Annotated in this window: 20 protein-coding genes and 1 tRNA gene; 15 read left to right on the top strand and 6 right to left on the bottom strand. The window is 64.7% G+C overall.

Annotated elements, in window-relative coordinates:
- Window positions 1–20: 20 nt before the first annotated feature.
- From pstC to HKW67_RS02535, 6 genes are read left to right on the top strand one after another with little or no spacing between them, the layout of a single operon-like run.
- Entirely contained in the window at window positions 21–947 is a 927-nt protein-coding gene (pstC, locus tag HKW67_RS02560) for a phosphate ABC transporter permease subunit PstC (protein ID WP_171223907.1), read from the top strand.
- The gene (gene pstA, locus HKW67_RS02555) at window positions 944–1,825 is read left to right on the top strand and encodes a phosphate ABC transporter permease PstA (RefSeq protein WP_171223906.1); all 882 of its coding nucleotides are present in this window, start codon (window positions 944–946) and stop codon (window positions 1,823–1,825) included. The genes pstC and pstA overlap by 4 nt, the downstream gene beginning before the upstream one ends.
- Window positions 1,818–2,606 (top strand): phosphate ABC transporter ATP-binding protein, encoded by a 789-nt coding sequence (locus HKW67_RS02550; protein WP_171223905.1) that lies wholly within the window; start codon window positions 1,818–1,820, stop codon window positions 2,604–2,606. Before pstA ends, HKW67_RS02550 begins: the two co-directional genes overlap by 8 nt.
- Window positions 2,603–3,379, top strand: coding sequence for a phosphate ABC transporter ATP-binding protein PstB (gene pstB, locus HKW67_RS02545; RefSeq protein WP_171223904.1), 777 nt, complete (start codon window positions 2,603–2,605; stop codon window positions 3,377–3,379). The genes HKW67_RS02550 and pstB overlap by 4 nt, the downstream gene beginning before the upstream one ends.
- Window positions 3,379–4,092: a phosphate signaling complex protein PhoU gene (gene phoU, locus HKW67_RS02540; RefSeq protein WP_171223903.1), complete on the top strand. Its 714-nt coding sequence runs from the start codon at window positions 3,379–3,381 to the stop codon at window positions 4,090–4,092. Before pstB ends, phoU begins: the two co-directional genes overlap by 1 nt.
- The gene (locus tag HKW67_RS02535) at window positions 4,089–5,684 is read left to right on the top strand and encodes a Ppx/GppA phosphatase family protein (RefSeq protein ID WP_171223902.1); all 1,596 of its coding nucleotides are present in this window, start codon (window positions 4,089–4,091) and stop codon (window positions 5,682–5,684) included. The genes phoU and HKW67_RS02535 overlap by 4 nt, the downstream gene beginning before the upstream one ends.
- Before the next feature lie 21 nt (window positions 5,685–5,705).
- On the opposite strand, the gene ppk1 is transcribed toward HKW67_RS02535, so the two are convergent.
- The 4 genes from ppk1 to HKW67_RS02515 all read right to left on the bottom strand — a co-directional run bounded on the left by ppk1 (window position 5,706) and on the right by HKW67_RS02515 (window position 10,469).
- Window positions 5,706–7,838 carry a polyphosphate kinase 1 gene (gene ppk1, locus HKW67_RS02530; protein WP_269141430.1) on the bottom strand — a complete coding sequence of 711 codons (2,133 nt, stop codon included), beginning with the start codon at window positions 7,836–7,838 and terminating at the stop codon, window positions 5,706–5,708.
- A gap of 67 nt (window positions 7,839–7,905) precedes the next feature.
- Window positions 7,906–8,943, bottom strand: a complete 1,038-nt coding sequence (locus HKW67_RS02525; RefSeq protein WP_206044579.1) for an inorganic phosphate transporter — start codon at window positions 8,941–8,943, stop codon at window positions 7,906–7,908.
- A 6-nt stretch (window positions 8,944–8,949) separates the two neighbouring features.
- The gene (locus tag HKW67_RS02520) at window positions 8,950–9,561 is read right to left on the bottom strand and encodes a DUF47 domain-containing protein (RefSeq protein ID WP_171223901.1); all 612 of its coding nucleotides are present in this window, start codon (window positions 9,559–9,561) and stop codon (window positions 8,950–8,952) included.
- A gap of 137 nt (window positions 9,562–9,698) precedes the next feature.
- Window positions 9,699–10,469 (bottom strand): rhomboid family intramembrane serine protease, encoded by a 771-nt coding sequence (locus HKW67_RS02515; protein WP_171223900.1) that lies wholly within the window; start codon window positions 10,467–10,469, stop codon window positions 9,699–9,701.
- A 192-nt stretch (window positions 10,470–10,661) separates the two neighbouring features.
- On the opposite strand from HKW67_RS02515, the gene dnaK reads away from it, so the two are divergent.
- The 4 genes from dnaK to HKW67_RS02495 all read left to right on the top strand — a co-directional run bounded on the left by dnaK (window position 10,662) and on the right by HKW67_RS02495 (window position 15,725).
- Window positions 10,662–12,602, top strand: a complete 1,941-nt coding sequence (gene dnaK / locus HKW67_RS02510) for a molecular chaperone DnaK (RefSeq protein WP_171223899.1) — start codon at window positions 10,662–10,664, stop codon at window positions 12,600–12,602.
- 150 nt (window positions 12,603–12,752) lie between these two features.
- Entirely contained in the window at window positions 12,753–14,273 is a 1,521-nt protein-coding gene (locus tag HKW67_RS02505) for a trypsin-like peptidase domain-containing protein (RefSeq protein WP_171223898.1), read from the top strand.
- Window positions 14,274–14,375: 102 nt separating this feature from the next.
- Window positions 14,376–14,457 (top strand) — tRNA-Leu (locus HKW67_RS02500).
- Between the two features lie 116 nt (window positions 14,458–14,573).
- Window positions 14,574–15,725, top strand: coding sequence for an IS30 family transposase (locus HKW67_RS02495; protein WP_171223897.1), 1,152 nt, complete (start codon window positions 14,574–14,576; stop codon window positions 15,723–15,725).
- A gap of 190 nt (window positions 15,726–15,915) precedes the next feature.
- On the opposite strand, the gene HKW67_RS02490 is transcribed toward HKW67_RS02495, so the two are convergent.
- Window positions 15,916–16,884, bottom strand: a complete 969-nt coding sequence (locus HKW67_RS02490) for an alpha/beta fold hydrolase (RefSeq protein ID WP_171223896.1) — start codon at window positions 16,882–16,884, stop codon at window positions 15,916–15,918.
- A gap of 130 nt (window positions 16,885–17,014) precedes the next feature.
- Between HKW67_RS02490 and HKW67_RS02485 the strand changes: the two genes are divergently transcribed.
- Both HKW67_RS02485 and HKW67_RS02480 read left to right on the top strand, forming a co-directional pair.
- A complete protein-coding gene (locus HKW67_RS02485; RefSeq protein WP_171223895.1) occupies window positions 17,015–17,248 on the top strand; it encodes an FmdB family zinc ribbon protein in 234 nt (77 codons plus the stop codon).
- Between the two features lie 7 nt (window positions 17,249–17,255).
- On the top strand, window positions 17,256–18,263 hold the full coding sequence (locus HKW67_RS02480; protein WP_171223894.1) for a dipeptide epimerase: 1,008 nt from the start codon (window positions 17,256–17,258) through the stop codon (window positions 18,261–18,263).
- On the opposite strand, the gene solA is transcribed toward HKW67_RS02480, so the two are convergent.
- Complete coding sequence (gene solA / locus HKW67_RS02475) at window positions 18,260–19,402, bottom strand: N-methyl-L-tryptophan oxidase (protein WP_206044578.1); 1,143 nt, start codon at window positions 19,400–19,402, stop codon at window positions 18,260–18,262. The genes HKW67_RS02480 and solA overlap by 4 nt on opposite strands.
- Before the next feature lie 241 nt (window positions 19,403–19,643).
- Here solA and HKW67_RS02470 point away from each other — a divergent pair, with 241 nt between their 5' ends.
- The 3 genes from HKW67_RS02470 to HKW67_RS02460 all read left to right on the top strand — a co-directional run bounded on the left by HKW67_RS02470 (window position 19,644) and on the right by HKW67_RS02460 (window position 25,294).
- Window positions 19,644–22,679 (top strand): SusC/RagA family TonB-linked outer membrane protein, encoded by a 3,036-nt coding sequence (locus HKW67_RS02470; RefSeq protein WP_171223892.1) that lies wholly within the window; start codon window positions 19,644–19,646, stop codon window positions 22,677–22,679.
- A 13-nt stretch (window positions 22,680–22,692) separates the two neighbouring features.
- Window positions 22,693–23,949, top strand: a complete 1,257-nt coding sequence (locus HKW67_RS02465) for a RagB/SusD family nutrient uptake outer membrane protein (protein WP_171223891.1) — start codon at window positions 22,693–22,695, stop codon at window positions 23,947–23,949.
- A gap of 127 nt (window positions 23,950–24,076) precedes the next feature.
- The gene (locus HKW67_RS02460; protein WP_171223890.1) at window positions 24,077–25,294 is read left to right on the top strand and encodes a phytoene/squalene synthase family protein; all 1,218 of its coding nucleotides are present in this window, start codon (window positions 24,077–24,079) and stop codon (window positions 25,292–25,294) included.
- Window positions 25,295–25,297: the final 3 nt, after the last annotated feature.

Below are 25,297 nucleotides of genomic sequence, written 5' to 3'. Positions count from 1 at the left end.
CGAAATCCTAGCTTCCGTCGATGCAGTCCCCCCTCGGTGATCGGCTCTATCGAACGATCACGACGGTGTGCGCCGCCGCGATCCCCTTCGTGCTCGTGCTGCTTACCGCCGTGGTCGTGCGTGCGGCATGGCCTGCCCTCGCACTCCATGCCGGCGATCTCGCCTTCGGCAGTACATGGGATGTGCCGCGCGAGCGATTCGGCGCCGTACCGGCCATTGTCGGCACGCTGCTCTCCTCGCTGATCGCGTTGGCGATCGCGACGCCGCTGGCCCTCGGTGTGGCCATCTTCACCGTCGACATCGGCCCGCGTCGCCTGCACGAACCGGTCGCGTTCCTGGTGAATCTGCTCGCGGCGATTCCGTCGGTGGTGTATGGCCTCTGGGGTGTGTTCGTGTTGATCCCTCTGCTGCGTAACACGATCATGCCGGCACTGCTGCCCCTCGGTGCCGTCATGCCGCTGTTTCGCGGTCCGGCGTACGGCCCCAGTCTGCTCGCAGCGAGTCTCGTGCTCGCCATCATGATCCTGCCGTACATTGCCAGTGTGAGCCGAGAAGTGTTGCGGGCGGTGCCGCCAACGCAGCGCGAGGCCGCGTTGGCGCTGGGTGCCACGCGCTGGGAGGTAGTGCGCGACGCCGTCTTGCCGGCAGCCCGCTCTGGGCTGATCGGCGGTATCATGCTGGGCCTCGGACGCGCGCTCGGCGAAACGCTCGCGGTCGCGATGGTCATCGGCAACCGACACGCCATTCCCGACTCGTTGTTCGATCCGGCGTATACCATGGCGTCGCTGCTGGCCAATGAATTTGCCGAAGCCTCGAGCGATGCGCATTTGTCCGCCCTGATGGCCGTGGCGGCCCTGCTGCTGCTCATCACGCTGCTGGTGAATGTGCTGGCCCGGTGGCTGGTACAGCGCGTGGCGACCGGGTTGCCCGGTTCACGGTGGACATGACCACGCGCGCGCGCCAGCGCAAACGCCGCGGGCAGGTCATGACCGTGTTCACGTGGATCGCCGCCGCCGTGGCGGTGATTCCGCTTGTACTCATTCTGGCGCAACTGCTGCTGAACGGGCTCGGCCAGCTCACCCCCACGTTCTTCACGCAGATGCCGTCGCCACCGGGCGTCCGTGGCGGTGGCGTTGCGAACGCGATCATGGGATCGATCCTGCTCGTGGCCATCGCCATGTCGGTAGCCGTTCCGATCGGCATCGGGGCGGGCTTGTATCTCGCGGAACACCGTCGCGGCCGATTCGCGCAGGTCGTGCGATTGTTGGCCGATGTGCTGAGCGGTCTTCCATCCATCGTGCTCGGCATCTTCGCGTGGGAATTGATCGTCCGTCCATCCGGACATTTCTCAGCGTGGGCCGGCGGCATCGCCTTGGGGTTGCTGGTCCTGCCGCTCGTGGCCAGGGCCACCGAAGAGATGGTACGACTCGTGCCCGTCGCCCTCACGGAAGCAGCTTTGGCGCTTGGCTTCTCGCGCTGGCGAACCGCACTGACGGTCGTGCTACGCACGGCGATGCCCGGCATCGTGACGGCCGTGTTGATCGCGATGTCCCGCGCGGCCGGCGAAACAGCCCCGCTGCTCTTCACCGCCTTCGGCAACCCGTTCTGGTCCGTCGATCCGTCTCGACCAATCGCCGCGCTGCCGCTGCAGATCTATTCCTACGCGCAGAGCCCCTACGACGAGTGGCGCGCACAAGCGTGGGCCGGCGCCCTGGTGTTGCTCATCCTTGTCACCATCATCAGCGTCATTGGTCGCGCCGTCGTGGGGGCCCGCGCCAAGCTGTTGTCGGCGGTCACGCCGCGTGTGGGTCGCGTCGATGAATGAGCTGTCCCTCGCGGCCGTCGCCGCACCGCCCGTGCGCCTCGGCAACCTCTCAGCGGGATTCGCCGATCGTAGCGTGCTGCGACAGATCACCGTCGAAGCGCCGGCCGGTCGCGTGCTGGCCATCGTCGGTCCGTCCGGGTGCGGCAAGAGCACCGTGTTGCGATGCATCAATCGGCTGCACGAGCTCGATGAGGGCGCTTTCGTGAGTGGCGACGTATCGATCGGCGCGTTCTCAGCCTATTCACCTCGTGCCGACGTCATCGCCCTGCGCCGCCGCGTCGGCATGGTCTTTCAGCGACCCACGCCCTTCGTCACGCTCTCCGTGTTCGACAACGTGGCCTCGGGACTGCGTGCGCAACGTCGTTCTTTGCCACCGAGTGAGCTGGAAGGACTCGTGGAACTCGCGCTGCAGCGCGCCGGACTGTGGCGTGAGGTGGTCGACCGACTCTTCGGGTCGGCCATGGCCTTATCCGGCGGTCAGCAACAACGACTGTGCATCGCGCGCGCACTCGCGGTGCAACCCGACGTGCTGCTGCTCGACGAGCCGACGGCATCGCTCGATCCCATGGGCACGCAACGCATCGAAGAGCTGCTGTACGACCTGCGCGATACCGTCACCGTCATTATGGTGACGCACAACATGCAGCAGGCCGCGCGCATCTCCGACGTCACCGCGTTTCTGCTCGATGGTCGTGTAGTGGAGTGTGCGCCGACCCGTCAGCTGTTCACCACGCCGACCGACGCGCGCACCGAAGCCTATATCACGGGCCGCTTCGGATGATCACCGACATCCACGGCCTTCCTGGCGCCGTCGTTCTCGAGCGCTTCTCCGCGTGGTTCGGTGCGGCGCCCGCGTTGCACAATGTCGACTTCGCGGTCCGCCCGCGGTCCGTCACCGCGCTCATCGGTCCATCCGGGTCGGGCAAGAGCACGTTGTTGCGCGCCATCAACCGGCTCAACGACGAGCTGCCAGGGGCGCGTCATGCTGGACGGCTCCTGCTCGACGGGGACAATGTGTACGATCCTGCCGTCGACGTGAGTGAACTGCGCCAGCGTGTGGGCATGGTGTTTCAACGGTCGAATCCGTTTCCGCGTTCGGTCTTCGACAACGTGGCCTACGGGCCGCGCCTCAACACCGGCGCGGCCGGTCGCGCCCTCGACGACAGCGTCGAAGACGCGCTGCGTCGCGCCGCACTCTGGGACGAGGTCAAGGATCGCCTGCGCGACAACGCGCTCACGCTATCCGGTGGACAACAGCAGCGGCTCTGCATCGCACGCGCGCTCGCCAATCGGCCGTCCCTGTTGCTGCTGGACGAACCGACCAGCGCGCTCGATCCGCAGGCCACGCAGCGCATCGAAGAACTCCTGTACGACCTTCAACAGGACCTCACCATCATCATCGTGACCCATAACCTGCATCAGGCGGCGCGCGTGTCCCGGCGCACGGCGTTATTGGTGGACGGCGTGCTGGTGGAAGACGCCGCCACGGATCTGCTGTTCACGCGTCCGGCCGATTCACGCACCGAAGCGTTCATCACAGGGAGGTTCGGCTGATGCGCAATGCCCCCGCCGGCTACCGACATTTCCACGACGAACTTGCCCTGCTGAAGCAGCGGCTGCTCGATATGTCCGAGCGTGCGGAATCGCTGGTGGCGCTGTCGGTTGAAGCGCTGCTCGAGCGCGACCGCGACAAGGCCATCGCCGTCATCGAGGCCGACGAAGAACTCGACCGGCTCGAGGTGGAGGCGGAGAATCAGGCCATCGCCATGCTGGCGCTGCAGCAGCCGATGGCCCGCGACCTCCGGTTCCTGATTGGCGCCATCAAGGTCTCGAGCGACCTCGAGCGCGTGGGAGATCACGCCGTGAACATTGCGCAATGTGCGGTGCGCTTGGTGGATCAGCGCGTCGCCGTCCCGGCCGTTCCGGCGCTCGCGGATATGGCTAGGCGGGCGCGAGCCATGCTCAGCGACTCGCTCGACGCCTTCATCCGCGGCGATGGCGCCCTCGGCCGGGCGGTGGGTAAGGCCGATGACGACGTCGACGCCCAGCACGAGGGCATCTTCCGCGCGCTGCTGGCCGACATGATGGGCGACCCACAAAGCATCGCCCCATCACTCGAACTCCTGTTGGTGAGCCGGAATCTGGAGCGGGTGGCCGATCTGGCCACCAACATCGGGGAAGACGCCGTGTATCTTGCCGAGGGGAAGCAGATCCGTCATCGGTTCGACGAGGACGCCCCAACGCCTTCTTCCAGCGACTCGACATGACGGCACCAAGCACGACCGCATCGACCGACATCCGGATCGCCGCGATCGACATCGGCTCCAACTCGGTCCGCCAGATCGTGGCGGACGTGTCCCCCACCGGGCAGATCCGCGTGGTGGACGAGATGAAGGCGATGCCGCGGCTGGGAGAAGGACTCGAGGCTACCGGCTCCCTGTCGACGACGGCGATCGATGCGGCCGTGACTGCGGTGCAGCGCATGGTGACGTTGGCCGGCCAGCTGGGTGCCGAGCGCATTGAGATCGTGGCCACCAGCGCCGTGCGTGATGCCGCCAATGGCGCCGACTTCACCGAGCAGGTCCAAGCGCTGACCGGCCGCAGCGTCCGTATTCTGAGTGGCGAGGAAGAAGCGCTGCTCTGCTTCCGCAGTGCACTCGCGCATTTCGAGTTGGGCGCCGGCCGTACGGTGGTGATGGACATCGGGGGCGGCTCGCTGGAGCTCGTGCTGGCGAAAGACGGCCTCATCGAGCGGGTGGCGTCGCTTCCGTTCGGCGCCGTCCGGCTCACGGAACGCTTTCTCTCCCCCAAGGTGACGCCGCGTCGCGTGCGCGCGCTGCGCGAGCATGTGCGCGACGGCCTCCGGCGCTCGGTGCCGGTGAAAGATTGGCGCGGGGCGCAGGTGATCGGCTCGGGCGGCACGTTCACGAACCTCGCCGGCATCGTATTGTCGCGACAGCACGTCGCGGTGCGCTCACCGCACGGGACGCGCGTGACGCGCGTGGAACTGGAGCACGTGCTCGATTGGCTGCAGCGACTCGAGTCGCATGAACGCGCGCATGTGCCGGGACTCAACCCGGCGCGCGCCGACATCATCGTAGCTGGACTCGCCGTCGCCGCCGAAGTCCTGTCGCGCTTTGACCCGCGCGATTTGCTGGCGTCGGCGTACGGCATTCGTGAAGGCCTGCTGCTGGAAGCCGCGCGCGTAACGCCCGTAGTGGCCGATCCCGGCGTCGCACGCGAGCGCTCGGTGCGTGAGTTCGCCGAACGCTGTCACTACGAAGAGCCGCATGCGCGCCAAGTGCAGGCGTTGTCGCTGCAGCTGTTCGACGCGCTCGCGCCACGCCTCCAGCTGGGCGCCGACGATCGCCGACTACTTGCCGACGCCGCGCTGCTGCACGATGTGGGGTACCATATCAACTACGAGAAACACCACAAGCATTCGTTTCACCTGATTTCGCATGCGGAGCTCCTGGGCATGACGCCGGCGCAGCAGATCGTGGTCGCGCATGTCGCCCGCTATCACCGCGGCACGTCGCCCAAGACCAAGCACCGCGGCTTCGCGCAGCTCGACCGCGCGACGCGAGATCGCGTGGTAAAGCTGGCCGCGCTGCTGCGCTTCGCCGACGGCATGGACCGAGGCCACGTGGCGGCGGTCGGCGCACTGCGCGTGAAGCTGACCAGCGACGCACTGCGGGTGAGTGTGGTGGAAGCCGAGGGCGCCACGAACGTGCGCCTCGAGTGCTGGGGCGCGAGCCGCAAGCGACAGCTGCTCGAGGAAGTCTTGGGCCGACCGATCATCGTGGTCGCGCCGGATGGCACCGAGATCAGTGCCGACGACGACGGAGACGGCGAGTAGACGCGCCGTCTCGTCTGTCGTTCAGTCCGACTCCGCCAGGTCCGACGCCTTCGTGCGCTTCCGCTTGGTAGCCGTCTTGCCCGCCCCCTTGGCATCCGCTGCCCCCCAGGGGTCGCGCATCAGCGTGGCATGCGTCGCGCGTACGTCGGCGTCATCCGGAACCCGACGGCGATACGTACCGTCGGCACCAAGCTCCCACGCCTGTCGGTTGTCGGCCAGACACGTTTCGAGCACGCGCTGCAATCGGCCGTGCCATGCCACGTCCTCGATCGGCGTCATGGCTTCAACGCGGCGATCGAAGTTTCGCGGCATCCAGTCGGCCGATCCGATGTAGTACTCGGGGTTCCCGCCGTTCGAGAAGAAGGCGATCCGCGAGTGCTCGAGGAAACGACCGATGATGCTGACGACGCGAATACGATCGCTCACCCCGCGGAGCCCCGGCAGCAAACAACAGATGCCACGCACGATCAGATCGATCTCGACCCCGGCCTGCGACGCGCGATACAGCGCCGCGATGACTTCGGGATCGACCAAGGCATTCATCTTGGCGACGATGCGCCCGCCGCGCCCGGCTTTGGCGTGCGCCGACTCGCGCTCGATCAGTTCGAGCGTCCGCTTGCGCAGATTCGCCGGCGCCATGATCAGGCGTCGATAGAACTTCTGGCGCGAGACGCCGGTGAGCGAGTTGAACAGGTCGCTGGAATCGGCGCCGATCTGCGGATTACAGGTGAACAGGCCGATGTCGGTGTACAACCGCGCCGTCTTCGAGTTGTAATTGCCGGTACTGACATGCACGTAGCGCCGGATACCGTCGGCATCGCGCCGCACCACCAACACCGTCTTCGCGTGCGTCTTGAGCCCGGGCAGTCCGTAGGCCACGTGGATGCCGTAGCTTTCCATCGTACGCGCGAACGTGATGTTGTTCTGCTCGTCGAAGCGCGCCTGCAGCTCGATGATGACCGCCACCTGTTTGCCGGCTTCGGCCGCCTCGGTGAGTGCCCGCACGATCGCGGTGTCGCCCGAGGTGCGGTACAACGTGAGCTTGATGGCGAGCACTTGCGGATCGCTCGACGCCGCTTCGAGGAACGCCTCCACCGACGAACTGAACGACTCGTACGGGTGATGCACCAGCACGTCGCGCTCGCGGATCACCTCGAAGATGTTGCGGCCATCGCGGAACGGCGCCGGGACCACCGGCGTGTAGGGCGCGTCGCGCAGTTCGGGCACCTCGATGCCGGCGATCTGCAACAGATCTCCGAGCTCCAGCAAGTCGTCGCGATCATGCACATCGCGCGCACTGAGCGGCGCGACCAGCTGCGTCTCGCTCTCGCTGAGCTCTTCCAACAGCAGCTGTCGCATCGACTGCGGCATATCGCGCTGCACTTCCAGGCGTACTACCTCACCGAACCGGCGCTGAAAGACCTGCTGCTCGATCGTTTCCAGCAGGTCCTCCGGCTGGTCGATCTGGCCAAGGTCGAGATCCGAGTAGCGCGTGATGCGGAAGGTGAACCAACGCTTCACCTCCATGCCCGGAAACAGCGTCCCGAGATGTTCGCCGATCACCTCTTCCAGCGGCACAAAGCAATGCTCGCCCGCGCGCTCGATCGGCACCCAACGCGGGAGCGACCGCGGAACTTTCACGCGCGCAAAATGCTCCTTCCCACTCTCCGGATCGCCGATGTCCACCGCCAGTGAGAGCGACAGATTCGAGATGTACGGAAACGGATGTCCCGGGTCCACCGCCAGCGGGGTGAGAACCGGGAACACCTGCGACTCGAAATACGCGTGCACGCGCTCGCGCTCGTCGTCTTCGAGCGACGCCATCGGCACCAGCTTGACGCCCTTCTCTTCGAGTGCCGGCAACACGAGCGCGTGCAACGCGTGATGCCGGCGCTGCAGCAACTCGTGCACCCGCGTGCGAATGGCGTCGAGCTGTTCGGGGGGCGAGAGTGGATCGGGCGGATACTGCGGCGCGCCCGACGTGACCTTTCGGCGCAGGCCCGCTACACGCACCATGTAGAACTCGTCCAGATTCGTACTGAAGATTGCCAGGAACTTGAGGCGCTCCAGCAACGGGACGCGGGTATCGAGCGCTTCCTCGAGCACGCGCGCATTGAAGTCGAGCCAACTGAGCTCGCGATTCAGGTACGGCAGCGACAGAGCGGTGGACGACGGAATGGCTGCGGTCCGGCGCGGCGTACCGCGGCGGACAGGTGGCGAATCAGACAGAATGGATGGCCGCGAGCAGACGGTAGGAAAGCGCGGCCATCGTCGCGGCCGCGGGAATCGTAATCACCCACGCCCAGACAATGCGGCTGGCCAATCCCCAGCGTACCGCCGAGAGCCGCGTCGTGGCGCCGACGCCGACGATGGCGCCGGTGATCGTGTGCGTCGTACTGACGGGAATCCCCAACCGGGTGGCCATCAGGATGACGAGCGCTCCGCCGGTTTCGGCGCAAAAGCCGCCGACCGGCTTCAGCTTCGTGATGCGCGTACCCATGGTGTGCACGATACGCCAGCCGCCCGACAAGGTGCCGAGCGAGATGCACGCGTAGGCCGCCAACTCGATCCACAGCGGGATGGTCTTCAGATCCTCTACATAGAAGAAGTGGAGCCAGCCGGTTTGCGTCGCGAACGTCGCCTTCGACGCGACCAACAACGCGACGATGATACCCATGGTCTTCTGCGCATCGTTACTGCCGTGCGCCAACGACAACAAGGCAGAGCTGGTCAACTGTGCAGCGCGGAAGAACTTGTCGACTTTTGCGTTGGTCGCGCGGCGGAACACATTGAACACGAGCACCATCAACCCGAAGCCCATCAGCATGCCCAGCGCCGGCGACAGTACGATCGCCGACAGGGTCTCGATCCACTTGGGGCCCCACAACAGCGCGGCGAATCCGGCCTTGGAGACCGCGGCGCCGGCGTACCCGCCGATCAGCGCGTGCGACGAGCTGGAGGGAATGCCGAACCACCACGTAATCAGGTTCCAGATGATCGCACCGAGCAGCGCAGCAAGGATCACGTTCGGATCGACGATCTTCATGTCGATGAAGCCGCCACCGAACGCCTTCGCCACCGCAGTGCCCGCGACGAACAGCGCCGCGAAGTTGAAGAACGCCGCCCAGATGACCGCGGCAAGGGGGCTCAGCACGCGAGTACCGACGATTGTGGCGATGGAATTCGCCGAGTCGTGGAACCCGTTGATATAGTCGAACGCCAGCGCCATCACCACGATGAACAGAACGAAGTAGACCACGGATCGTCAGCTGTTCTTGAGGGCAATACTTTCGAGCACGTTCGACACATCCTCACACTCGTCGATCGCGTGCTCCAGCGCGTCGAAGATCTCCTTCCATTTCAATACTTCGATCGCCGGCTCCTCGTGCTCGAACAGGGCACCGACCGATCGCGCATACAGCACATCGCCTTCTTCTTCGAGCTGCTTGATGATGCGACCATGGTCCAGCATCTTCGCGCGCTTCGTCACATCGCCGACCGACGCCAGAATCTCCGCGCTGGCGCGCACCAGAATGTCAGCCATCTCGACGCCGCCGCTGCGGGGCGCCGTCACCCGGAACATCACCACGCGGCGGGCCGCGCCATTGATCAGATCGATCACGTTGTCCAGGCGCGTCGCCAGCACGTGGATGTCTTCGCGGTCGAGCGGCGTGACGAAGCTGGTGTCGATGCGCTGGTTGATGAGATGGACGATAGAGTCACCATCCGTTTCAACCTTCTTGATCTCTACCGCAATGCGCGCGGCGTCCGACGGGTTCTCCAACAATGAGCGCAGCAGCGTCGACGCACTGCCCATGTAAACGGCAAGCTGCCGGAAATGATCGAAAAACGTTTCGTCTTTTGAAAAGAGCTTCACGGCTCGGATGGCTGAAAGAGGTCTGACTGCCCACGGGTCACCATGCGCACCGTAACAATTACGTCACCGGTGCGAGAACGCCACGTATGATGCCCATCGTTACACGACGGAGACCTACTGCGCCGGAACCGAACGGTTCAGCGCCAAACCACTTTCGCGTCGCTCACGGCCACCTTCCGCCGTACGAGCTCGGGGTTCTCAAACCAGCGCGCCAGCAACGCCCCCACCACGAAGCCGCCCACGTGCGCCCACACCGCCACCCCACCGGAGATCTCTCGGCGTAACGGCGACAGGTCCGGCAGCCCCGCCAGGACCTGACTGCCGAACCAGAGGATGAGTACCGCCCATGCCGGGAAGCGCAGTAGAAAGAAGGGCGGAATGAACGTCCGCACCTTCACGCGCGGGTAGAGCACGAGGTACGCGCCCATGATCCCCGAGATCGCGCCCGACGCGCCCACCGTCGGCACGGGAGACGACGGGTCGACCGCCAGGTGGGCCATGGCCGCCGCCACGCCGGTCAGCAGGTAGAACGCGACGAAGCGCCACCGACCCATGCTGTCTTCGACGTTGTTGCCGAACACCCACAGGTAGAGCGAGTTGCCGATGATGTGCCCCCATCCGCCGTGCAGGAAGATGCTGGTGATCGGCGTCAGCCAGTTGATCGCGTAGTCGTCGATCACGCAGGCCAGCGCCTGATCGCCAAAGCGCCCAAGCGGTACGCCGAACCCCACGGGCGCCATCCGGCTCAGCTCCCCTGGCACCATCCCCAGGTTGCACACACTGACCGCCAGCGGCAGCGGACTCCCCGCCCCCTGGACGAAGAACCAGACGGCCCAGGTGATTACCAGCAGCCCGATGGTCATCACCGGAGTCCGCAACGTCGGGTTGTCGTCAGAAATTGGAAACATGGCGCTCTCGACCAAGTCAAATTGGCAGACTGCCTCCACGACAGCCCTCAAACCACCCCGTACCGCCAGAATTGCGCCGGTCCGGCAGACCTACCGCGGCCCACCCCTTGCCTCTGATACGGGCAGCAGTGGAACACAGAAAGTACGTATCGAAGAAGTCCCTACAGGCTGCAACTCCTCAACGAGACCTCAATGGCTGAAAAAGTTATCGGCATCGACCTGGGAACCACCAACTCGGTGGTCTCCGTGCTGGAAGGTGGCGATCCCGTGGTCATCCCGAACGCCGAGGGCGGTCGGACGACCCCGTCGGTCGTCGGCTTTACGAAAGATGGCGAGCGCCTCGTTGGCCAGATCGCCAAGCGTCAGGCCGTCACGAACCCGCAGAATACGATTTTCTCGATCAAGCGCTTCATGGGTCAGCGGACGACCGAAGCGCAGGCCGAGCAGTCGCGCGTGCCCTATAAGATCGTCGCCGGCCCGAACGATGTGGCCTCCGTCGAAGTGGGTGGTAAGCGCTACACGCCCCCCGAGATCTCGGCGATGATCCTGCAGAAGATGAAGCAGACCGCCGAAGACTACCTCGGCCACAGCGTCACCAAAGCCGTCATCACGGTGCCCGCGTACTTCAACGACGCGCAGCGCCAAGCCACCAAAGACGCCGGCAAGATCGCCGGTCTCGACGTGCTCCGCATCATCAACGAGCCCACGGCGGCGGCCCTCGCCTACGGCCTCGACAAGAACAAGAAGACCGACGAAAAGGTCGCCGTGTTCGATCTCGGCGGCGGTACGTACGACATCTCCGTCCTCGAGCTGTACGACGTCGACGGCACGCGCCAGTTCGAAGTGAAGTCCACCAACGGTGACACGCACCTCGGCGGCGACGACTTCGACCAGCGTGTGATGGATTGGTTGGTGGCCGAGTTCAAGCGCGATCAGGCGATCGACTTGAGCAAGGATCCGATGGCGATCCAGCGTCTCAAAGAAGCGGCAGAAAAGGCGAAGATGGAGCTGTCGAGTGCGAACAGCACCGACATCAACCTGCCGTTCATTACTGCCGACCAGTCGGGCCCGAAGCATCTGAACTACTCGCTCACGCGCGCCAAGTTCGAGCAGCTCGTGGACGATCTGATTCAGCGCACCCTCGAGCCCATGAAGAAGGCGCTCAAGGATGCCGGCATGCAGCCGAGCGAAGTCGACGAGATCATCCTCGTCGGCGGCTCGACGCGTATTCCGAAGATTCAGCAGGTGGTGAAGGAGTTCTTCGGCAAGGAGCCCAACAAGGGCGTCAATCCGGACGAAGTCGTGGCCGTCGGCGCCGCCATTCAGGGCGCGGTGCTCACCGGCGAGCAGAAGGACGTACTGCTGCTCGACGTCACGCCGCTGTCGCTCGGCATCGAAACGCTCGGTGGCGTGATGACGGTGCTCATCCCGCGCAACACGACCATCCCGACCAAGAAGGCGGAGACGTTCTCCACCGCCGACGACAATCAGACGACGGTCGAGATCCACGTGCTGCAGGGCGAGCGCGAACTGGCCGTGTACAACCGCACGATCGGCAAGTTCCAGCTCACGGGCATCCCGCCCGCTCCGCGCGGCATGCCGCAGGTCGAGGTCACCTTTGACATCGACGCCAACGGCATCCTGCATGTGACGGCGCGCGACAAGGCGTCGGGCAAGGAGCAGAAGATCCGCATCGAAGCGTCCAGCGGCCTGTCGGATTCGGATATCGACAAGATGGTCAAGGACGCCGAGAAGAACGCGGGCGAAGACAAGCAGCGTCGTGAGGAAATCGAGACGCGCAACCGCCTCGACTCTCAGACGTACGAAGTCGAGAAGAACGTGAAGGAGTGGGGCGAGAAAGTACCGGCCGCGCTGAAGGAGCGAATCGACGCATCGATCGAGCGGTCGCGCAAGGCACTCCGCGGCGACGACATGGCCGAGATCCGGGCCGCGCAGGAGGAACTGACGAAGGCGTACAGTGAAGCAGGACAGGCCTTCTATCAGCAGCAGTCGTCTGAAGGTGCCACTCCCGAAGGCGGTGAAGCGCCGGCCGGTGAGCCGGCAGCGGGTGACGCCAAGGCCGAAGAAGTGGTCGAAGCCGACTACGAGATCGTCGACGACACCAAGAAGTAAGCGCCACCTGGTCGCGCCAGCTGGCAGTTGATTGAGACACCGGATTCCCGCGGAAACTGAAAGCGGGGGTCCGGTGTCTTATCGTATCGCAGGGTGCAGGTCAGTTTTATTCAGCACATCGCTCGTACCGCATTCACCGGGTTCAGACACATGGCTTCTCGTTTCTCCCGATTCCGCTTCGCCGCTGCCGCGGCGGTGAGCTTTTCCGCCGGCGTCCTCTTCGCGTCCGGCATGGACTGGACGAAGATCAGCTGGGCGCAGGGTGGCACGACGTCGCGCTCGGCCTCCGTGCGCGGCCCCATGGCCCCCGAAGGCAGCTCGTTCGCCGACATCGCCGAGCGCGTAACGCCCGGCGTGGTGGCGGTAAACACCACCCGCATGGCGCGACCGCGTCCACAGGCGCGGAATCGGAACCAGCAGGGCATGGAAGATTTTCTCGAGCAGTTCGGACCGCAGCAGCCCAGGCAGCAGCGCGGCGAAGGCTCGGGATTCATCGTGACGCAGGACGGGTACATCGTCACGAACAACCACGTGGTGGCCGACGCCGACCAGGTGTCAATCACGCTCAGCGATGGCCGCACCTTCAAGGCGAAGGTGATCGGCACCGATTCCACCACCGACGTGGCCGTCGTGAAGATCGACGCCAAGGGTCTCCCAACGCTCGCGATCGGTAACGACGAAACCACGCGTATCGGCGACTGGGTGCTCGCCGTCGGCAACCCGCTGGGTCTCGACTTCACGGTGACGGCTGGCATCATCTCGGCCAAGGGACGTGGCTCGGAAATCCAGCTGCCGAACGCCGGTAACTTCACGATCTCCGACTTCATCCAGACCGACGCCGCGATCAATCCGGGTAACTCCGGTGGCCCACTCATCAACCTGCGCGGCGAAGTGATCGGCCTGAACAGCGCCATCGCCAGCCAGACCGGCTTCTACTCGGGGTACGGCTTCGCGATTCCCATTACGCTGGTGAAGGCTGTCACCGATGACCTGATCAAGGAAGGCCGCGTACGACTGCCCGTGATGGGTGTGTCGGTGGGTCGCATCGATCCGGAAGATGCCGGCATTAACGGCCTGGCTCGCGTGGCAGGCGTGAAGGTGGCCGGCTTCAACCCGGCCGACGGTGGTCCGGCCAAGGCCGCCGGCATCGAAGTCGGCGACATCATTGTCACGGTGGACGGCAAGCCGGTAGACCGCGTGAGCTCACTGCAGCGCGTGGTGCGTTCGCGCCGCGTGGGTGATCTGGTGCCGGTGGAAGTCATGCGCTTCGGCACCAAGAAGAGCTTCAAGGTGAAGCTGGTGGAAGCTGATGCGATCAGCCGTGTCGCTGCGCTGCCGGAAGCTGGCCCGAAGGTGGTGCCGGCTGCGGGCAAGCTCGGTATCACCGTCGAAGCGATTCCGGCCGACGTGGCCGAGCGCATGAAGCTCGGCGGCCGCGGTGTTCGCGTGTCGGATGTGGCGGAAGACGGCCCCGCGCGCGACAAACTTGCACCCGGCAGCGACATCGTGCTGGAAGTGCTCTATCCCACGCCGCGTCGCGCCGTGAAGACGGTGAACGACCTGCAGGGTGTGCTGTCGGGCCTCAAGGACGGCGACTACGTGAGCCTGTTGGTACAGAACATGGATCCGCGCGTGGGGCAGCGCGTGGTCAACATCCGCGTGGGCGGCTGATCGCTGGCCAATTGGCTCCGCAGGACCACAATGGGCGGTGTCGCACAGGCGACGCCGCCCATTGTCCTTTCGGCGCACTAGTTATGTTGTGGGAGCGAGTTTGCGGACGTGGCGAAATTGGTAGACGCACCAGCCTTAGGAGCTGGCGGGGCGACCCATCCCGGTTCGAGTCCGGGCGTTCGCATGTAAGTTCAGGTGGGAATTCGGTGCCCTGGTTTCGGAACAGCTGAACCGCGGATTGACGCGGTGGATTCAACCCGTCAGTGCAACACTTTACGTGTTCACTCTCGGGAGGCTTGCATGGCGACGCGGCGGTATCGACTGACCCCCACTGAACAACGGACCCTGTGGGCGCAGTTCAAAGCGGGGACCACGATGGCCCGGATCGCAGACGGGTTAGGGCGCCATCCGGGCACGGTGCAGAATGCTATTCGCGCCCACGGGGGCTACACCCCGGCGGTGCCGCACCGGGCCACGACCGCGTTGACGCCCGACGAGCGCGAAGTCATCTCGCGTGGGCTGGCTGATGGGCAGAGCGCCCGCGCGCTGGCCCGTGCGCTCAACCGCGCGCCATCGACGGTCACACGCGAGATTGCCCGGAACGGGGGGCCGTCGCGCTATCGGGCGGTGGCGGCGGAGGCCGCCGCGTGGCAGCGCGCGGCGCGGCCGCAACCGTGTCGCCTCGCCACGCACGGCCCGCTGCGGCGCCTCGTCGCCGCGAAGCTGGCGGCGCAGTGGTCCCCCGCGCAAATCACGGGCTGGCTGCGCCGGACGTATCCGACGGAGAACGCATTCCACGTGTCGCACGAGACGATTTATCGCTCCTTGTTTGTCCAAGCCCGCGGCGTCCTGAAAAAGGAACTCGTGGCCCATTTGCGGTGCGTGCGGGCCCATCGCGGCGCGAAGACCACGGCGGGGGATGCCCGGGGGCAGATCAAAGACGCCGTGGCGATCAGCGAGCGCCCCGCGGCGATCGAGGATCGCGCGTTACCGGGCCATTGGGAAGGCGATCTGCTGATGGGCCTCGGCCAAAGCGTCATCGCCACCTTGGTCGAGCGGCACTCGCGCTATGTCCATCTCGTGCAGGTACCGAGCAAAGCGACGCAGGACGTCGTCGACGCGCTCATTCGCGAGGTCGCCCGCGTCCCGGGGCAGCTGATGACGACCCTGACCTGGGATCGCGGTCATGAAATGCAACAGCATCGGCGCTTTTCAGTGGCGACGAACGTCGCCGTGTACTTCTGCGATCCCCGCAGTCCGTGGCAGCGCGGGTCGAACGAAAACACGAATGGCCTGCTGCGCCAGTACTTCCCCAAAGGCACCGACCTTCGCGGCGTCACGCAGCGCGAGCTCGACCAGATTGCGCGCCGACTCAACACACGGCCACGCAAAACACTCGACTTTCAAACACCCGCGGTAGTTTTAGCGCATGCTGTTGCACTGACGGGTTGAATCCACCGCGAATGACCGCGGATTGACTGTGCGAGCCGACCCCCGTCGCGCGCGACGTTATCAATCTTGAATGTGTTGTTCATCCGCGAGCATTCGCGCCGATCCGCGGTAAGCTTTTCTGTCAGAGCCCCGAACGTGAACAGCCTGACCGCGGATGCACGCGAATGTCCGCGAATCGACAGACTCCGGGTCACCGCTTCAGGAACGCCTCAACCGCCGGCCACACCACGTCGGGGCGCTCGGCATAGGCGAAATGCGCCGCACGCGGTACACGCACCAGCGTCGCATTCGGCAACGAGGAAACCCACTCCTCGACCAGATCCATTGGGATCGCCTCCTGTTCGCCGTGAATCACCAGCGTGGGCACGCGCAGCGTGCGAAGTTGCGGCCGGATATCCCAGTCACCGTACGAACCCATCACCAGCCGATTCGTGGTGGTCAGTCCGAAACGAATGCCGCGCGCGTCGGACGCGCACAGGTCAGAATGAATCATCGGCAGCGTGCGTGCCGGCTCAGCGAGTCGCGGAACCATCGCCGCGCGCCAGTAGTCGCGACACGCTGAACGAATCTCGTCGTCGGTCGTGGCCCGCTGCAACCGGCGATTGGCCTCGGCCGACTGACGCCGCAGCGTGCTGTCCATGCGGGCTGCCGAGTTCTTGGCGAAACGCGCCCAGAACTCACCTCGCCGCGGCGGCACGGGGCCCATGAGGATCATCCGACGCATGTGCTCCGGATGCGCGATCGCGTACGTCGCGGCCAGCAGGGGACCATACGAGTGCGCGATCAGCGTGAGACGGTCGATGCCAAAGTGCATACGAACGGCCTCCAGGTCGGCGATCTGCTGCGTCGCCGAAAGTGTCGTGGTATCGGCGGGCAACGTCGATCGCCCGGCCCCGCGCTGATCATAGAAGATCACCGTGTGCCGCGCGGTCAGTGGCGTGAAGTCGCCCGCAATGCTCTCCAGATCCACGCCCGGGCCACCGTGGATCGCGACCAGCGTGTCGGTCCCGCTGCCCGCAACCCGATAGAACAAGCGGGCACCGTCTGGCACGGTTACGTAGCCCTCACGTTGCGCCGCCAACGGCGACACTATCGGGAGCACGAGCGACAGCACGAACCCGGCGATGATCGCGCGGGGCGTAGACCGGGGCATACTCATCGTCGATACTCGCCAATCATGTGGAGAAGCGGAGACCCTTCCCACAAGCTATTCATCATGCCCCGACCGCGGGCGTATCTTTCCGTGCCAGCCACTCGGCGATCACCCTTCCCCGCCAGGCCATTAGACCATGCCCGTCTACGTGTACGAAACCATCCCGCAGTCCGAGGCCGAGTTCCCACAGACGTTTGAACTGCGTCAGTCGATGTCGGAGCCCTGCCTCACCGCGCACCCGGACACCGGCGCGCCGGTGCGACGTGTGCTCTCGGGTGGGCTTGCCACGTTCACTGGCGCCGCGGCGGCAGCCCCGATGCGAGGCGGTGGCGGTGGCGGATGTGGGTCGGGCTGCGGTTGCGCCTCCTGATCGGCCGATGATCACCGGCGCCGTGGCCATCGAGCAGTGGGACCTGGTCGAGCCGTTCGAAATCGCGCGTGGCGTGATGACGGCGATTCCCCTGATCACGCTCATGCTCACCGATAGCGCGGGGAACGTGGGCCGCGCGGAGGCGGCGGGCGTGGACTACGACGGGGAAACGCCGGAGATGCTGCAGGCGCAGATCGAGTTTGCACTGCCGCTGGTCGTGGCCGCCACGTCTGGTGATACGGTCAATGACGCGACGCTGCAAGCCGTGCAGGAGCTGCTTCCCTCGGGCGGCGCGCGCAACGCGATCGACTGCGCCCTTTGGGATCTGCGGGCCAAGCAGTCCGGTGTACCGGCGTGGCAGTACGCCGCGTTGCCGGGGCTTCGTCCACTCACCACGGTACTCACGCTCGGACTTGGCAGCGAGTCGGACACGCGACGCAAAGCGCGCGCGGCCCGCCGGTATCCGCTGCTCAAGATCAAGTGCGACGCCGATCGCCACATCGACGTCGTACGATGGGTGCGCGAAGAACATCCCACCGCGCGCATTGCCGTCGATGCCAATCAATCGTGGAACCGCGATCTGCTGGAGCGCGTGTTGCCGCCGTTGGCCGCGCTCGGCGTCGAGATGGTCGAGCAACCCGTCAAGCGTTTCGAGGACGCGCAACTCGACGGGCTGCAGTCACCACTTCCCCTGGCCGCGGACGAGTCGTGCGTCGATCGCGAATCGTTGGCCGAGCTGTTCGGGCGCTATCAGTTCATCAACATCAAGCTCGACAAGTGCGGCGGGCTCACCGAAGCGCTGAAGATGTCGAACGAAGCGCTCGTGCACGGACTGCAGCTGATGGTGGGCAACATGTGTGGCACGTCGTTGGGTATGGCACCGGGTTTTCTCGTGGGCCAGCGCTGCGGCTACGTCGACCTCGACGGCCCGCTGCTGCAAACGCACGATCGTGACCATGCCATCGTGTTCACCGACGGCGTGATGCAGCCGCCCACTGCCGCACTCTGGGGCTAACTCAGGGCGCCGCGGAACCGCTCGAGTCCGAACAGCGCGATGTCGTGCGACGTGGTGCCGTGCTGCACCAGATCGGCACAGATCTCGCCGATCACACTGCAGAACTTGAAGCCGTGCCCGGAGCAGGGTGACACCAGCAGGACTTCCGGCGAGCCCGGCGCGCGATCGATGATGAAGTGCTCGTCGGGCGTATTCGTGAACAGGCACACGGCCGACGACCGCAGTGCACCGTTGGCCTCGGGGAAGTAGCGCGATACCGCGTCACGTAGTGCCGCTTCGTCACGGGGATGACAGACACGGTCTACAGTGTCCGGACGAACGCGTTCAGCGAGATGGTGATAGCGGCCAATCTTGAAGCCCGGCACGCCGTACTCGGGGAAGCCGTAGAAGATGCCCTCGTCGGCTTCGAGCACGAATACCGGAAACGCCGAGGGCGCGAAGCGGGCGCGGTCGGCGATGTCGAACCAGCCGAGCACCTGGCGTTCGGGGGTGAGCAGCGATCGCAGCGACGGCGCCAGCTCCTGCATCCATGGCCCGGCGGTCAACACGAGTTGCGCGGCCTCATATTCGCCGCGATCGGTGCGAACGCGCACACTCCCGCCGCTGGCGGAATAGTCGAGTACGCGCTCCCTCGTGCGAATGTCAGCGCCAAGCGAACGGGCGCGTTCGGCGTAGGACTGAATGCAGCGCTCCGGCGTGAGAAAACCGGCGTCGGGCTGATATACGGCCATCGCATTCGCCGCGGGTCGCCATCCCGGAAAGCGCGACGCCAGGGCCGACGCGTCGAGCACCTCGTGCGGCAGGTCGTGCTCCCGGCAGCTGCGTAGCGAGCCCTCGAACACGTGGCTGCCGGCGAATCCCACGTCGAGCCCGCCGGTGACATGCAGCAACGGCTCATCCATGCCGTCCTGCAGCTCACGCCAGAGGGTAAACGCGCGGCGCAGCAACGGCACATACGACGGGTCCTCGAAATAGGCGAGGCGAATGATACGGGTGAGGCCATGGGAGGAGCCAAAGCCATGGCCGAGCTCGTGCTGTTCGATACCCAGCACGCGCAGCCCGCGAGCGGCGAGCTGATAGGTGGCGGCGCTCCCCATCCCGCCAACGCCGACGACGATGACATCGAAATCGCGAATCACTATTGCTGACCTCGGCTTTATGAAGCATACGACAAGTCCCTTCATCTCGTCCCTAAATACGTGGACTAAACTTAAGACTGTGGGTCCAAACGCACAGTAAATGAGACAAAATGCAGTATTCGTCCCCGCCGGGGTGGCAAATCCCTCAAAGCTGAGAGAGATTCACCGCGTCACGTTACCGCAAAGTGACATTGGCGCAGGTTCCCGCGTCAGCCCATCCCTAATTTTGGAAGGAGACTTGATGTTTCACCGAGCGATTATTGGTCGCTTGGCGGTCATCGCCGCCGTTCTGCTGGTCGCCCTCCCGTCGCGTGCCCTGTTGGCACAGACCGGAACGATCAGCGGCAGGGTGACTGATGCCGCCACCGCGCAACCTATAGCCGACGCCCGCGTCGTCGTTGCGGGCACGAGCTTCGAGACACAGACAAGTAAGGACGGCGAGTACCGTCTCACGAACGTGAAGCCTGGTCGGACGGGAATCTCCGTATTCCGCCTTGGCTACAAAGCATCGCGCGATAGCGTGACGGTCGTGGCCGGCCAGACCGCCAGCCTGAATGTCAAGATGACCCAATCGGTCATCAACCTGTCCGAAGTTGTCGTGACGGGTACTGTCGGTAACCAGCAGCGTAAGGCGCAGGCTGCTGTCGTCGCCTCCGTCTCGGCCGCCGATATCATCAAGGATGCGCCCATCACCAGCGTGGCGAACCTCCTGCAGTCCCGCGTGCCGGGCGTTGCCCTGAGCTCGCAGTCCGGAACCAAGGGAACGGCCACGCAGATCCGCATCCGCGGTGCGTCATCGATCAACCTGTCGAACCAGCCGCTGCTGTTCATCGACGGCGTTCGTATCAACGAGGGCCAGATCGGCTCGGGGCAGTCCGGTCAGCAGTTTGACCGCATGAACGATCTGAACCCGGAAGAGATCGAGAGCATCGAGGTGGTGAAGGGTCCGGCCGCCGCGACGCTGTACGGCGCCGATGCGTCCGCCGGCGTGATCCAGATCATCACCAAGAAGGGTCGGGCAGGCTCCAACAGCTTCCAGCAAACGCTTCGCCTGGAGACCGGCTCATCGGATGCGCGCTACACGCCGCCCGACAACTACGGCGCGTGTACGGCCGCCCTGATTCTGCCCACCAGCACCAACCCGCTCTGCCGCGGCAAGACCGTTGGCGATCTGGTCAACGACAACCCGCTGGCCCGCGTCGGTGGCTTCCAGAAGGGTAGCGCACGCGTGTTCAACTACAGCGCGCGTGGCGGTGGCCAGAATTACGGATTCAACTTGTCGTACGGTTCGGACAACTCCGAAGGCACGTTGCCGAACAACAAGTACAATCGTTACAACGTACGCACGAACGTCAACTACGTCGCGAACTCGAAGCTCAACTTCGACGTCGGACTGGGGCTGGTCCAGAGCAAGATCGACCTGCCCGACAACGACAACAACATCTTCGGCTGGTTGGGCGGCGGTCTCCTGGGCAGCCCCCTGACGCGTAATGACTCGCCGACGGGGCAGCTTACGCAGGACGGCTGGTATAGCAACCGCCACTACAACGCGATCAACGCGATCGAGCGCAGTCTGCTCACCAAGCGCGTGACCACGTCGATCACGGCCAACTACGCGCCGACCACGTGGTTCACGAACCGCGTCACTGGTGGCATGGACTACGCGTCTGACAACCAGCGCAGCTTCTTCCCGAAGAACGACAGCCTCTGGTATGGCGGTCTGACCGACGGCGGCAGCAACGCCTCGACGGCACGTGGCGCCGAACGCTACACGTTCGACTACCTCGGTAACATGAGGAAGCAGCTCGGCGCAGATTGGGAAACCAACTTGTCGTTCGGCCTTCAGGTAATCTCCACGCGCAACACGCTGCTCACGGCCAACGGTATCGGCTTCGTGACCAATGCGAACAACTCTGTTGGGTCAGCGGCGACCACCACCGGTGGCGGCGGCTTCACCGAACAGCGTCAGTTCGGCTACCTCTCGCAGCTGCAGATCGGCAACCAGAACAAGCGCTTCGTGCAGGTCGGTGTCCGCGTCGACAAGAACTCGTCCTTCGGTACAACGGCACCGGCATTCGTACTGCCCAAGATCGGTGGTAGCTGGGCGATCTCCGAAGAAAGCTTCTTCGAGCCGCTTTCGGGCATCTTCAACACCATGCGTCTGCGCGCTGCGTACGGCACGACGGGCCGCTCGCCCAACCCGGGCGACGCGCTCACCACGCTGTCCGCCGCGTCGTTCAACATCTCGGGCTCCACGAGCGCGGGTGCCATTCCGGGCAACCCCGGTAATGCCGACCTCAAGCCGGAGCGTGGCAGCGAGTTCGAAGCCGGTCTAGACGCCGGGTTCTTCGACAACCGCGTGTCGGCCGAGCTCACGTACTTCAAGAAACAGACGAAGGACCTGATCATCGCGCGTCCGATTCCGCCGTCGCTCGGTTTTTCCTCGAACCCGCTGGCGAACATCGGCGCGGTGGAGAACAGTGGACTTGAGCTCGCCCTGAATATCAGCGCACTCAACACGCAGAACGTGCGCTGGGACATCCGCGCGGGTGCCAACACACTTCACAACGAGTTGACCAGCCTCGGCGACGGCGCCGATAAGGTGCTCCCGTTCAACCTAGGCGGCGCAGGCCGGACGATTGTCGGCCAGCAGCTTGGTGTGTTCGTGTCCAAGAAGATCGAATCGGTTGACCTGGCCACTGGCAAAGTCATTGTCAGCGATACGCTGGCCCCGATGGGTAACCTGTTCCCGACGTTGGAGTGGAACCTCACCAACACGGTCACGCTGTTCAAGAACCTGCGGGTGTCAGCACTGCTCGACGCGAAGCGTGACTTCCTCGTGCAGAACTTCACGGCGTTCTTCCGTGAAACGCAGCTGGTTCGTTCCAACCTGCGTCTTGATCCGACGGCGTTGTCCCCTGAGGAGCGCCTGCGTCGATTCGGCAATCCAACCTCCGGCCAGCCGGCGTTCGTGACCAACAAGGGCAACAACGCTACCGTGAACGACGTGATCGACTCTTACCTCGAGAAGGGCGATTTCATCCGCCTCCGCGAAGTGTCCGCCACCTACACGCTGCCGTCGACGCTGATGAAGCGCATTGGCAACCGCGTGCAAAGCGCGTCGCTCACGTTCGCCGTGCAGAACGTGAAGCTCTGGAGTGACTACTCCGGGGCTGACCCCGAGATCAACTCGCAGACCAACGCGTTCTCGCGCCAGGACTTCCTGACGACGCCGAATCCGCGGAATACCGTTCTGCGGTTCAACCTCACCTTCTAACCGCGACTTGCTCATGAAAAAGATCCCACGCGCGGTTTCGCGCACGGTAGTCGGCTCGGCGCTGATGCTTGGCGCTGTCGCCTGCTCCGACCAGTTTCTCACCGTCACCAATCCGAACGTCATCGACGCGGCGACCGTCGATCCCGCATCGGGCGCCGCGACGCTCGCCCTATCCGCGCAGCAGAACTTCGCCACCGCGCTCGGCTGGCTCGCGATGTACAGCGGATACTTCACGAACGAAGTGAACGTGTCGGATACCTTCCCGACGCGTAACGAGTTCGGTTTCCGCACCGTCTCCGACCTGAACGGCTCGCTGAACACGGACGTGTGGGCGCCTGTCTCGTTGGCCACGGCTTCGGCCAAGACGGTCCTCGACCTCACGTTGCCGACCCCCACCACCAACATCAGTCTCGCGCGTGCCGCGACCTTCCGCGGCTTTTCGATCCTGATGATGGCGACCGATTTCTGCACCGGGTCGCTGTCGTCCGGTCCGGAGCTCACCACCGCGCAACTGCTCGACTCGGCGGCGTTCTGGTTCACGCGTGGCTATGACGTAGGTAAGGCCAACGCCACGGCCGACGGCATTGCGCTGTCGAACGCGGCGTTGGTCGGCCGTGCGCGTGCGAAGCTGCAGAAGGGCGACAACGCCGGCGCCGCCGCCGACGCGGCGCTCGTGCCGGCTGGATTCGAATACAACATGCGCTACACGGACGATGCCAACAGCCGTACGCGCCTGTCGAACCGCCTGTATCAGTTCAGCTTCGATCGCGGCGCCATCAGTGTCGCGCCGTGGTACCGCCAGACAGATCCGCGCGTGCCGTTCCGGGCGCCGGGTTCGGGCACGGCCGTCGGTCAAGACGCCGTGCCGGGCGGGTTCTACCAGCAGGCGAAGTTCACGGGGTATGCGTCGAACATTCGCCTCGCCTCGAAGCTCGAAGCGGATTATATCGCCGCCGAGGCCTCGGCTAACACGACGACACAGCTCGCGCTCATCGACGCACGCCGTACGGCCAACGGCCAGACGGCGTATGCTGGCGCGACCGATGCGGCGAGCGTCAAGACGGAACTGTTCAACCAGCGCGCCCTCGAGTTCTACCTCGAAGGCAAGCGGCTCGCAGACTTCCGTCGCTCGGCGGCCTCCGTTGGCACGACGGTGACGGCCACCGGTCAGCCGTACTTCAAGCCGGGGTACGGCAACACGGGTTCGCAGACGTGCTACCCGCTGCCGCGCGCCGAGCGTGACAACAACCCGAACATGGCCGGCAAGTAAGCCGTCGACATTCGCGGTGAGAAACGGGAACGGGCGCCGAGGAATTCCTCGGCGCCCGTTTTCATGAAAGGCATGAAACCGTCAAGAATCCTTGACACTCTGGCTGTAAAGAATGGTTGACAGTCCCGTGAATCGATCGCACTTTACCTTGTGTAGACCCATCGGTACAAAAACTTTCGTATTATCGCGGAGCGCGCAGGAACCTCTCGTCGTTTTCTGCGTTCAGCAGGCGAGGACGTTCTGCTCGTTCATTGCTCCCGTTGTCCGAACCGCGGCTGAAGTCATCCCGCCTGACCACCGTTTTGATGAGTTTCCGTCCCGGCATGAGTCCTTCAACGCAGCCGATGCTGCCCAGGGTAGCATGATCGTGAACGCGTCTCTGGACGACGCGTCCGAATGCGCCCGGATCACGATGGTCCACGCGCGTACTTTCTCGCTGGCGAGCAAACTGCTCCCGGCGTCGAAGCGTCGTGCGGCCTACGCGCTCTACGCGTTCTGCCGGATCGCCGACGACCTCGTCGATCAGGCCGACCACGATAACGTGTCCGAACTGGCCCTCCAGCTCGACGCCTACCGGAACGAGCTGCAGGCTGCCCTCGACGGACGACCGAGCGGACCGGTGTTCCGGGAAGTCGCTTGGGTGGCCCGTGAGTATGAGGTGTCACCCGCCCCGCTGTTCGAATTGCTCGACGGCGTGCGCCGAGACCTCGAGGCGCATACCTACGCCACCTGGCCTGAGCTCGAGCAGTACTGCGAGGGAGTCGCCAGCTCCGTCGGCGAGATGTGCACGTACGTGTTCGGCGTCCCCGCGGGCCCGACGATGCTCACCCAGGCGATTCAGTATGCCCGAACGCTCGGCACGGCCATGCAGCTCACCAATATCCTGCGGGATGTCGGGGAAGACGCGCAGCGCGGCCGTTGCTACCTGCCGGCCGACGACATGGCGCGGTTCGGTCTGACACCGCAGGACGTGCTGTCGCGAGGCCCGGAACTCGCGCGCCATCCCGGCTGGGCGCCGCTGATGGCGTACGAAGTCAGTCGGGCCCGCGCCTTGTACGTGGCTGCTATGCCGGGCATCGCGTTGCTCGATGGCGACGCCCAGCGGTGCGCAGCGGCCTGCGCCAATGGCTATGCTGGGATTCTCACGGCCATCGAAGCGCAAAACTATGACACCATTTCGACCCGCGCGCGCATTGGTCGTCTAGCGCGCGTCGGGATCCTCTGGAATGCCTGGCGATATCGCGCGCCGGCGCCTGATCTCTCCGCGTTGGGTCACGGTCCCCGGATCGTGTGGGAACCCAATGCCGTGGCTTCCAACGCCGACTCCCTGATCCGCCTGGCCTGAGGA

Source organism: Gemmatimonas groenlandica (assembly GCF_013004105.1).
Taxonomy (GTDB): Bacteria; Gemmatimonadota; Gemmatimonadetes; order Gemmatimonadales; family Gemmatimonadaceae; genus Gemmatimonas; species Gemmatimonas groenlandica.
Note: the sequence above shows the minus strand (reverse complement) of the source record. Positions and strands in the feature narration are given on the sequence as shown.

Excerpts from the sequence above, each read along its gene's own strand:
- pstC (WP_171223907.1), top strand. The coding sequence starts at position 21 with ATGCAGTCCCCCCTCGGTGATCGGCTCTATCGAACGATCACGACGGTG.
- pstA (WP_171223906.1), top strand. The coding sequence starts at position 944 with ATGACCACGCGCGCGCGCCAGCGCAAACGCCGCGGGCAGGTCATGACC.
- HKW67_RS02550 (WP_171223905.1), top strand. The coding sequence starts at position 1,818 with ATGAATGAGCTGTCCCTCGCGGCCGTCGCCGCACCGCCCGTGCGCCTC.
- pstB (WP_171223904.1), top strand. The coding sequence starts at position 2,603 with ATGATCACCGACATCCACGGCCTTCCTGGCGCCGTCGTTCTCGAGCGC.
- phoU (WP_171223903.1), top strand. The coding sequence starts at position 3,379 with ATGCGCAATGCCCCCGCCGGCTACCGACATTTCCACGACGAACTTGCC.
- HKW67_RS02535 (WP_171223902.1), top strand. The coding sequence starts at position 4,089 with ATGACGGCACCAAGCACGACCGCATCGACCGACATCCGGATCGCCGCG.
- HKW67_RS02515 (WP_171223900.1), bottom strand. The coding sequence starts at position 10,469 with ATGTTTCCAATTTCTGACGACAACCCGACGTTGCGGACTCCGGTGATG.
- dnaK (WP_171223899.1), top strand. The coding sequence starts at position 10,662 with ATGGCTGAAAAAGTTATCGGCATCGACCTGGGAACCACCAACTCGGTG.
- HKW67_RS02505 (WP_171223898.1), top strand. The coding sequence starts at position 12,753 with ATGGCTTCTCGTTTCTCCCGATTCCGCTTCGCCGCTGCCGCGGCGGTG.
- HKW67_RS02495 (WP_171223897.1), top strand. The coding sequence starts at position 14,574 with ATGGCGACGCGGCGGTATCGACTGACCCCCACTGAACAACGGACCCTG.
- HKW67_RS02490 (WP_171223896.1), bottom strand. The coding sequence starts at position 16,884 with ATGAGTATGCCCCGGTCTACGCCCCGCGCGATCATCGCCGGGTTCGTG.
- HKW67_RS02485 (WP_171223895.1), top strand. The coding sequence starts at position 17,015 with ATGCCCGTCTACGTGTACGAAACCATCCCGCAGTCCGAGGCCGAGTTC.
- HKW67_RS02480 (WP_171223894.1), top strand. The coding sequence starts at position 17,256 with ATGATCACCGGCGCCGTGGCCATCGAGCAGTGGGACCTGGTCGAGCCG.
- HKW67_RS02470 (WP_171223892.1), top strand. The coding sequence starts at position 19,644 with ATGTTTCACCGAGCGATTATTGGTCGCTTGGCGGTCATCGCCGCCGTT.
- HKW67_RS02465 (WP_171223891.1), top strand. The coding sequence starts at position 22,693 with ATGAAAAAGATCCCACGCGCGGTTTCGCGCACGGTAGTCGGCTCGGCG.